The following is a 9,404-nucleotide window of genomic DNA, read 5'->3' as shown; positions in this document are numbered from 1 at the left end:
GGTGAAACGGTCTTGATGAGGGTTCTAAAGACCGTTTCGGATAAGAACTCAAGGTGAAACGGTCTTTATTAAGACCATAATCACATCACAACAACTTTTGAATTGGATTGGCAGATGCGCCCTACGCAAATCTAACGGGCGCCTCAGCTTTTCCATTGGAGGCATGGACGATGTTTCAAACATATGATGAAGCGCTTACTTGGATACACGCAAGGCTGAGGCTTGGCATCAAGCCTGGATTGAAACGGATGGAGTGGATGATGGAGCGGCTCGGGAATCCCGAGAGAAAGGCCGAGACAATCCATATCGGCGGCACAAACGGGAAAGGGTCGACTGTTACATTTTTACGATCCATCCTCGAGGCGGCAGGCTATACGGTCGGGACGTTTACCTCTCCTTACATCGAAAGTTTTAATGAACGGATCAGCGTAAACGGCATCCCCATAAAAGATGAGGAAATCCTTGAACTGGCGAACAGGATTAAGCCGCTGGCGGACGAGCTTGATCATTCCGAACTCGGCGGGCCGACCGAATTCGAGGTCATTACCGCGATGTCGTTTGTTTATTTTGCCGAGGTGAGGCCGGTTGACTTTGCCGTATATGAAGTGGGGCTTGGCGGCCGTTTCGACTCGACGAATATCCTGACGCCGCTTGTTTCGGTTATCACGAATGTCGGCTTGGACCATATCTCGATTCTTGGCGATACATATGAGGAGATTGCTTTTGAAAAAGCCGGGATTATTAAGGAAGGCATCCCGGTTATTACAGGGACCCAGCATCCCGAAGCGCTTAAGGTCATTTCAGAACAGGCAGCAGCCAAGCGTTCCGCGATTTACAAGCTGGGAGAGGAAATACTCGTCAGCGCCCATGAGAAAACACGCAAGGGGGAAAAGTTCACGGTATCCACCCCATTTGGCGAGTTGGACAACTTGGAGGTTTCAATGATTGGCATCCATCAGACGGCGAATGCGTCATTGGCGGTCGCGGCCGCACAGTATTTAATTGAAGACGGCCGGATAAGGGCCGGAGAACCGGAAATCAGAAAGGGACTGAACGAAGCCTTCTGGCCGGGGCGGCTTGAGGTTGTTTCGGAAAATCCGGTTGTCATCCTTGACGGGGCGCATAACACGGAAGGAATTGAATCGCTAGCAACTGAACTGTCTTCCCGCTTTTTCGATAAAAAAGTCCATATCGTTTTTGCCGCACTGAAGGATAAACCGCTCGACAGCATGATTCACCGGCTCGAGGAAGTTTCCGACAAGATGACATTCGTGTCGTTTGATTTTCCGCGGGCGGCAAGCGCTTCAGAACTTCTTGCTGTAAGCAAAAGCCCGAAAAGCCGGGAAGAATACGACTGGAGAACTTTCCTGACTCGTGAAATTAAAGAAATACCAGATGGGTGGATTCTAGTTGTAACCGGCTCCCTTTACTTCATTTCGGAAGCAAGGCGCTATATGATGGAAAATATTTTATAAAAAAGCTGCCTTCATGTGACAAGTATGTTTTTATTTGGTAAAATATATTTAAAATTGTGACTATTTTACCAGAGGAGGGAAAGCATTGACTGTATCTCCGGGCATGAAAAAATGGATATTGTTCTATTGGATTTTGCTTGTCCCTCCCGGACTTGTCCTTACATACTATGTTTCTCCTCCTCCGGCCGGCCTGAATGCCATTGATGTGATTGGCTTCCTGGTTCTCTCAGCGATTGTGGCATCCATGCCGATGGTTATTAATGGGGTACCCATATTTCTGATTCAGTGGGTGTCGATCGCGATTTTCCTCCGGTATGGCCTTTTCATTGAAATGATCACAATCCAGCTGTCAATTCTAGTTCTAATGCTTAAACTTCGAATTCCGAGGGAAGGAATGTTCAGGCTTCCCTTGAATTCCTCAATGTTCTTCGTTGTTTCGCTATTGAGCGGTATGGCTTATTATGCCCTCGGCGGTACGGTTACCCCCAACTTTAAGGAAGGGCTGGGGCCGTTTTGGCTCGGCCTTGCATATGCCATCATTTATTACGTCCTCAACCAGTTGATTGTCATGCTGCATCAAAGGGTCATCTACCGAACCAAGGATTCATTATTCGGCAAGGATTTCATTTGGGAAACGGTGTCCTCAGTGATTACCCTCCCGCTCGGATTCGTGTTATATATGCTCCATAAGGATTTGGGCCTTTTGGCGTTGTTTTTCATAGGAGGTCCTTTTGTAAGCGTATCGCTTATCTTGAAAATGTACGATTCAACCCAGCATGTAAATGAGTATCTCCAAAAAGCGGCGGAAATCGGCCATCAGCTTGCCGAACGGGTCAATGTGGATGAGGTTACCGACCTGTTTTTGCAAAAACTGTCCGAAATGCTTCCAGTCGACTATGCGTATGTCCTGGAAATACAGGACAACGATGACATTTATTTGGCAAGGCGGGTTGAAAATGGGATAGTGATGCCAAACAGCCACTTGGGTCTCAAAAAACATCAAGGCATTAGCGGAACCGTGTGGGGAACCGGGAAGCCTGTCCTATTCGGGTCGAGAAAGGAATGGCGCCATATCGTGAGCGCAAATATTCCCGCCGACGCCGAGAGCATCCTTGGCATCCCGATGATGAAAAACGGAAAGATTGTCGGGGTCGTCGTCCTTGCATCAAGAAGGAAACGCGCCTACGAAAAATCACAGCTGATGATTGTGGACATCCTTTGCTCCCACTATGCAATCGCCGCTGAAAACGCGCGCCACTATGAGCAGGCAAAGGAAGAAAGCGAGCGCTGTTCCCTGACAAAGCTGCATAATTACCGTTATTTCGAAAAAGTCCTGTACAGGGAATTCGGGATGCTTGAAAAGAATGTACGCGAAAGGCTTGCGCTGATCATATTGGATATCGACCACTTTAAGGCTGTAAATGATACATATGGGCACCAAAGCGGAAATGAGGTATTGAAGGAGCTATCCTCAAGGATCCAGAACATTGTTGGGGATTCAGGGACGGTTGCCCGGTATGGCGGGGAGGAATTTGTCATCCTCCTGCCGGAAGTGACGAGCCGGGAAGCGTACAACCTGGCTGAACTGATCAGGGAATCAATCGCCAATTGGCCGTTCATACTGGCCCAGCATCTTGAAGGCCACGGCCATAAGCTATCCATTAAAATAACCGCTTCATTCGGGATTGCGACGGCACCCGAAGATGCAGAAGACCCGTTGGCCCTCATCCGCCACGCGGACCGCGCCCTGTATGTCGGCGCAAAAAGAGCAGGCAGGAACAGGGTCGCCGCATATGTGAAATAAAAAATACCGCCAAAAAAGCTGGTTCCAAATCGGAGCCAGCTTTTTCTGTGATTAATGATAGCTGATTGACTCTTCGGGGTTCGCTTCCAGTGTAACCGGAATGCCGCCGGTTGCGTATTGGCCGCAAACTGTATCTTCCAGGAAATTCTTTTCGCCATATACGTTAATGAATGATGGCTTCGGCTGATGGCCGCTGTATTTTCCGAATACGCATACTTTCATGTTTGAATTTGTTCCAATGGTATCTATACGGGCATCCCCATATACAATAATTGTACCTTTGGTATTGTTGCTCATTTCTTCAATTAGTAAGTCTTTCCCAACCACCATTAATAAATTTTCACTTAAATTATTTAGTTTGTTAATAGATGCACTCTGTTCAATCTCTATTATCGTATTCCCCTTGAAGTTGGTGAAATCGGGAGGAGTAGCATTTTTATTCAAGTTCCCGGTTATATGGATTTTTAGGTCTGTAATATTATTCATCTTAGAAAGGAGGATATCACCTGAAACGTAGATGTTTGAGGAAGAAACATTGCTGAAATGGTCAAAATCCTCGTTTCCAATTATTTTAAGGGTGGAATATTCAATTTTGACGCTCGGAACTGACTGGCCCGGTTTGTAAAAACATTGCATATTACTAATTTTATTATTGCCATAATGGCAATCGGTACTGCTGGAACGAAACTCCCCGGGATCGGAAATAGTATAAACAGGGATGGGCCTTCCTTCATTTATGGTGTATGTCAGTCCCAGAGTAAGCTCCCGTTTGTCGCCATCCGCTTTGCCGACGCTCTTGAATGAGACAGCCAGTTTGTTTATTTGGCTAAAATCCACAGCCAAATCTCTTATTTCATAGGCAAGATCGTTTCCCGCCACTTTATGTTCCGAATCGGCTCTTCCAATTTCCCCGATTTCCTTCGCTATTCCTTCCAAAAGTATAGGCAATTCCGCCTGGCTTTTTAGAGTCTTGCCAATGAACGCAGCGGTAACGAGGCGGTCTATCTTTATTTTATAATAAGTAATTCCCATTTCCGCAAGGTCAGTCGCTTTGTTGTATCGTTCCGTCTTATGAACCTGGACGCTCGTGTTCATCGCCATTCCGCTCAGCCCCAACGCGAAAATGACAGTCAACGTAATGATGACCAAAACGATAACGAGCGTATAGCCTTTTTCGTTTCGAATGGGTCCCCGCCTCCTTAGTACCTTCTTATAATTGTATCAACCTCGTAGGCCTGTCCATTTTTGTCTTTGGCGGTAATCTTGATCGGAAGGTGGGCCAACGAAGAGATGGTTTCTTTCCCGGTAATGAGTATCTCATTCCGGCGAATCTCGATGATGGCGTTCTGGCTGTGGAGTGGAGTAGAAGCGTTGTTTTTCTCGCCGATTACATATTGGCCGGAAACAACATTTATTTCATACTCTGCGTTGGGATTCCCGGGGGTTTTCGCGGTTTGTTCATGATAGTTCTTGATGGTGGAAAGTATCAAGTTCGCTTCCCGGCTCAACTCCGCTTTTGAGGAGAGCCTGTTGTAATTGTTGTTTGCTCCGACCAATACCCCGTATACGAGCCCTGAGACGATTGCCAGGATTGACAGGGCTGCGAGCAATTCAATGAGTGTCATGCCTTTGTTATTTCTCATATCGATCACCGTATGTATGTAAATGTTTCGGATTTTGCAGCAGGCGGCACTTTCCCGTCCGTAACGGTTACTTTGCACTGGACGAGCCTGCTGTTTTCCGGTCCGTCGGTAAATTGGAGCGTTACCTTGAAGCTAGTATTGACCTCGAAGTTAAACAACCGGCTGAAATTGGCTTTTTCATCGTACACAATCCCCGGTGAAACCACTTTGCCATCAGCTCCGACAACGTTCTCCGCTTTAAGCCTTGCAACGGTTGTATTCATATCAATCAAAGCCACCACCTTCTGGGCCGTTTGAAGCGCACTGAGCTTTTCCTCATTCCTGTTCGTAAACAGGGCCGACTGGGTAAAAAAGCCCAGGAAAGAAGTCAGGACAATTGAAAGCAGCACAATGGACAGGAGAACCTCAAGCAGTGTAAATCCTCCTTGTTTTTGGCAAAATTTCTTCATTGTGGGCAACCACCCTCTTTCTAACAATCTACGTTTATTATACAATAAGAGAATAGTAGATTATTGTCATTTTATCTGATTTTCCCATTAAATTTGAAATATTTAGAAAAATATTGGCGATTTAGAGGGAATTGGGGGTTTTTCAATGCAACTATTGTTCGGCTTGGCTTCGCTACTCCTGCTTTTGCCTGTATTATATTTCCTTCCCCTCGGGATCACACGAAAGGGAAAGCTCGTCATTGCATGTACAGCGGCCCTGTTTGCCCTTGGAGCGGTATATATATCAGAACTCGTGCCCCTATGGCAAAACGCCCTCCTATTCATGGCTATAGCCGGAGGAACATCCCTGGTTTTTGCCAAAAAACTAGGAACATTCTTATTCCCTGGTGAAATTTCCTTTTTTAATGAAAAAAATTCACACAATTTTAACAATGATAAGCCATTGGAACTAATGGAAGAGGGCATCGTTCCAAAGAACCATACGCTGGTTGAACCCGTACAAGCGGAAATCAATGGCACGGATTCCACCGCCTATCTGGAACCGGTGGAAATTGAATTTCCAGGAACACAAGAACCGACCATTTCGGCAGACGAACCACTGCCCAACGACCGTTTAGAAGCGAGTTTTCTCGATGAACTTGGCATATTTGAAGACATTAATGCCCTTTTGGGAAAATTGGACGACGCACCACCGTTTGCCGAGGAAGCCGCAACCTCATTTGGCGAACGCAACCTGGAAGCCCTTGTCGGGGAAGATGATGCCGAATTACCGGTTCTGGATTTCGGAAAAATGTCGCCTGATTCCGCTCAAAGCGATGAAGAGGATGGCTACCTCAACGCGTTGCTCGAAACAGCGGCAAGTGTTGAAAAAGGGAAAGCAGGGGGTTCACGGAATGGCTAGGCTTATTTTTTCCGAAAGAGGGGAGGACGGATTCGCATGAAGAAGAATCAGCACGCCTTAAAAGTTTTTGTCGTCCTCATCCTGAGTACAGCCTATGTTTTCGGTTTTTCACAATACGGGCCGAAAGTGCTCGGGGCCCTTTTCGCAGCCGAAAAAGGCTATCTTCCAGGAACGGCGGTTGGCACGATCAATCTCGAAGGCAGGACCCCAAAAGAGGCGCTATCCCTGTTACAGGAGGCAATCGCGGATTGGCAGGCAAACTCCAGTTTCACCCTGCATTTTAAAGAAAAATCCATCGATCTTGGGATCGACAGATTCGCATTCGACCCGGAAGGCACCATAACCTCGCTTGTGGACGGAAAGCAAAATGCGGTGCAGGTGAATGTTGCTGATAGAACCTTGATCGAATGGATTGAAAAGATTTCCCCCGCTTTAATCGGCGAGGAAATCGACCTGAAAAAGATGGGCGAAAAGCTTTCCGAACCAGCGAAATTGCTATCATCCGAATCTGTTTCCTTCGCACTAGATCCTTTCCTGGCAAATGGACAAAAAGACGAGGGAGTGATTGCGTCCGGAACGATTGATGTCAGCGAGCCTTCGTATGAGCTTGAAATGGCAGTGAAAGAACTCTCGGAAATAAAGGTTGCAGGGCATGCCGAGTTTTCCATCAACCGCGCGCTTGAAGAAAAAGGATTGAGCGGGATTTCCCCGATGGCAGCGAGCATGCTGGCGACCTCGGTTTATATCGCGGTACTGCAAACGAATTTTGACATACTGGAACGGAACATCAGCAAGGAACTTCCCGATTATGCGAAGCTTGGTTCCGAGGCATTCGCAAATCCCGTGGCGGGAAAGGATTTTATTTTCAAAAACCCGAATGCCGGCGACTATAGCCTGGAATTCACGTATAGCGGCGGCAAATTGGCCGCGACTATTGAAGGAAGCGAATTTCTTTATGACTACAAAGCGGTCGCAGACGGGGAAGAAACGTTCCAGCCAAAGACGATTAAGCAATACAGTCCATATGTAAGGGCCGGCCAGGTGAAGATTACCGAAGAAGGAAAACCGGGATCGATTATTAAAATCTACCGGGAAATCTACAGCCAGGGAAATCTGCTTGATACGCAATTCATAGGGGAAGATTTTTACGCTCCGGTACACCGCGTTGAAGTCCATGCCCTCCCAGCCGGTGAGCCCCAGCAGCAGGGCGGGGCGGCGGGGCCATCGCCTTCCGGAAGTGCGGAAACCCCCGCGCCCGCAACTAATCCGGTGGATGGAAACGGCCAGCCTGCACGCGTGCCTGTTCCGGTGGATGGAAACAGCCAGCCCGGTCCGGTGGCGCCTGGACTAAGCGGAAACGGACAGGCACCGGTACAAAATGATCATCTTCCTGATTCTGACGGCGATGGAGCCCTTTGGGGAAAACCGAATGAAGTTCCGAAATAATAATAGATGAGCAGGGATAGTTATGATTAGAACAAGAAAACGGCTAGGTGATCTGCTGATTGAAGCTGGCCTGATCACGGAAGAGCAGCTTCAGGCCGCCCTCGCTGAAAAAGCGCCAAGACAGCGGCTTGGGGAAGCACTCGTCCAGCGCGGCACCATTACGGAGCAGCAATTAATCGAAGTTTTGGAGATTCAGCTTGGCATTCCGCATATCAGCCTGTTCAGTTACCCGTTTGACAAAAATCTTTTCAATCTTGTCTCGAAGGAAATGGCGCGAAGGCATCTTGTAATTCCTCTTAAAAAAGAAGGGGACAAGCTTTATATTGCGATGTCGGACCCATTGGATTTCCTCGCCATCGACGACTTGAGGCTGTCCACCGGATTTCAAATCGAGGCGGCGATTGCAACAAAGGACGATATCGTCAGGGCAATCAATAAATATTACAACACCGACGATGCGCTCGAGGAGTTCCTTGGCGACCTGCCGACAAAGGATGTTGCCAGCGAAGTTGATGTCACCGACCTTGATTCGCCAATCGTCCGGCTTGTCAATATGCTCCTTTCAAACGCGGCGGCGCAAAAAGCGAGCGACATCCACATCGACCCGCAGGAAACAAAAGTGGTCGTCAGGTACCGGATTGATGGTGTCCTGAGGGTGGAACGCGTCCTTCCGAAAAGCATGCAAAGTGTCCTGGCGGCTAGGATTAAAATCATGGCGAACCTTGATATTACCGAATACCGGATTCCCCAGGACGGCAGGATCAAGGTGAATCTTGATTTCCATCCGATTGATCTAAGGGTATCGACCTTGCCGACCGTGTTCGGGGAAAAAATCGTTATGCGCCTCCTCGACATGGGGAGTACACTGAACGATTTGGCGAAGCTTGGTTTCAATACGCTGAATTTCAAGCGATTCAACGATATGATTGAAAAACCGACCGGGATTGTCCTAATTACAGGCCCGACCGGCTCGGGTAAATCGTCGACCCTCTATGCAGCCCTGAACAGGCTGAACAGCGAGGAAGTCAATATTATTACGATTGAAGATCCTGTCGAGTACCAGCTTGAAGGCATCAACCAAATCCAGGTGAACCAGAATGTCGGGATGACGTTCGCGGCCGGCCTGCGTTCCATCCTCCGCCAGGACCCGAATATCGTCATGGTCGGGGAAATCCGCGACAAGGAAACGGTCGACGTCGCCATCCGGGCTTCACTGACCGGGCATCTTGTCCTCAGTACGCTTCATACGAATGACTCGCTTGGCACGATCACGCGGCTTGTTGATATGGGAGTCGAGCCATTCATGGTTGCATCTGCCCTAAGCGGTGTCGTCGCACAGCGCCTCGTCAGGAAGGTGTGCCGGGACTGCGCGGAAACGGCCGAGCCGTCAAAGCGGGAGATTGATATTTTCCAAAGGCGGGGAATCAGGATTGAGAAAGTGCCGCGCGGCCGGGGCTGCTCATCCTGCAATATGACTGGCTACAAAGGCAGGATTGCCCTCCACGAGGTTCTTGTCATCAATGATGAATTGCGGCGGGCGATTATGGACGGGGAAACATTCCAGGTATTGCGCGAGATTGCGGTGAAAAACAGGACGATTTTCCTCATTGATGACGGCCTTCTGAAAATAAAGCAGGGACTGACAACAACGGAAGAAGTGCTAAGGGTAGCCATTCTTGAATAGGA

General features: G+C 48.3%; 8 protein-coding genes. 5 read left to right on the top strand and 3 right to left on the bottom strand.

Annotated elements, in window-relative coordinates; all coding sequences use genetic code 11:
• Positions 1 to 170: 170 nt before the first annotated feature.
• Entirely contained in the window at positions 171 to 1,475 is a 1,305-nt protein-coding gene (locus ADU24_RS14425; RefSeq protein ID WP_053367294.1) for a bifunctional folylpolyglutamate synthase/dihydrofolate synthase, read from the top strand.
• Between the two features lie 85 nt (positions 1,476 to 1,560).
• Entirely contained in the window at positions 1,561 to 3,279 is a 1,719-nt protein-coding gene (locus ADU24_RS14420; RefSeq protein WP_231689621.1) for a sensor domain-containing diguanylate cyclase, read from the top strand.
• Positions 3,280 to 3,330: 51 nt separating this feature from the next.
• Here ADU24_RS14420 and ADU24_RS14415 read toward each other — a convergent pair whose 3' ends face one another.
• The 3 genes from ADU24_RS14415 to ADU24_RS14405 all read right to left on the bottom strand — a co-directional run bounded on the left by ADU24_RS14415 (position 3,331) and on the right by ADU24_RS14405 (position 5,371).
• Complete coding sequence (locus ADU24_RS14415) at positions 3,331 to 4,380, bottom strand: hypothetical protein (RefSeq protein WP_053367293.1); 1,050 nt, start codon at positions 4,378 to 4,380, stop codon at positions 3,331 to 3,333.
• A gap of 98 nt (positions 4,381 to 4,478) precedes the next feature.
• Positions 4,479 to 4,922, bottom strand: a complete 444-nt coding sequence (locus tag ADU24_RS14410; protein WP_053367292.1) for a prepilin-type N-terminal cleavage/methylation domain-containing protein — start codon at positions 4,920 to 4,922, stop codon at positions 4,479 to 4,481.
• Between the two features lie 5 nt (positions 4,923 to 4,927).
• Positions 4,928 to 5,371, bottom strand: a complete 444-nt coding sequence (locus tag ADU24_RS14405; RefSeq protein WP_053367291.1) for a type IV pilus modification PilV family protein — start codon at positions 5,369 to 5,371, stop codon at positions 4,928 to 4,930.
• A 145-nt stretch (positions 5,372 to 5,516) separates the two neighbouring features.
• Between ADU24_RS14405 and ADU24_RS14400 the strand changes: the two genes are divergently transcribed.
• Genes ADU24_RS14400 through ADU24_RS14390 form a run of 3 tightly spaced genes read left to right on the top strand, consistent with a single transcriptional unit; the run spans position 5,517 to position 9,402 of the window.
• Positions 5,517 to 6,272, top strand: coding sequence for a hypothetical protein (locus ADU24_RS14400; protein ID WP_053367290.1), 756 nt, complete (start codon positions 5,517 to 5,519; stop codon positions 6,270 to 6,272).
• Between the two features lie 36 nt (positions 6,273 to 6,308).
• Positions 6,309 to 7,718 (top strand): G5 domain-containing protein, encoded by a 1,410-nt coding sequence (locus tag ADU24_RS14395; protein WP_053367289.1) that lies wholly within the window; start codon positions 6,309 to 6,311, stop codon positions 7,716 to 7,718.
• 22 nt (positions 7,719 to 7,740) lie between these two features.
• On the top strand, positions 7,741 to 9,402 hold the full coding sequence (locus ADU24_RS14390) for a GspE/PulE family protein (protein ID WP_053367288.1): 1,662 nt from the start codon (positions 7,741 to 7,743) through the stop codon (positions 9,400 to 9,402).
• Positions 9,403 to 9,404 lie beyond the last annotated feature (2 nt).

The sequence above is a fragment of the Bacillus sp. FJAT-27245 genome (genome assembly GCF_001273955.1).
Lineage (GTDB): Bacteria > Bacillota > Bacilli > Bacillales > Cytobacillaceae > Bacillus_D.
Note: the sequence above shows the minus strand (reverse complement) of the source record. Positions and strands in the feature narration are given on the sequence as shown.

Bases quoted from the DNA above. Each gene is read 5' to 3' on its own strand.
- ADU24_RS14410 (WP_053367292.1), bottom strand. From the start codon at position 4,922: ATGAGAAATAACAAAGGCATGACACTCATTGAATTGCTCGCAGCCCTG.
- ADU24_RS14400 (WP_053367290.1), top strand. From the start codon at position 5,517: ATGCAACTATTGTTCGGCTTGGCTTCGCTACTCCTGCTTTTGCCTGTA.
- ADU24_RS14390 (WP_053367288.1), top strand. From the start codon at position 7,741: ATGATTAGAACAAGAAAACGGCTAGGTGATCTGCTGATTGAAGCTGGC.
- ADU24_RS14425 (WP_053367294.1), top strand. From the start codon at position 171: ATGTTTCAAACATATGATGAAGCGCTTACTTGGATACACGCAAGGCTG.
- ADU24_RS14405 (WP_053367291.1), bottom strand. From the start codon at position 5,371: ATGAAGAAATTTTGCCAAAAACAAGGAGGATTTACACTGCTTGAGGTT.
- ADU24_RS14415 (WP_053367293.1), bottom strand. From the start codon at position 4,380: ATGGCGATGAACACGAGCGTCCAGGTTCATAAGACGGAACGATACAAC.
- ADU24_RS14395 (WP_053367289.1), top strand. From the start codon at position 6,309: ATGAAGAAGAATCAGCACGCCTTAAAAGTTTTTGTCGTCCTCATCCTG.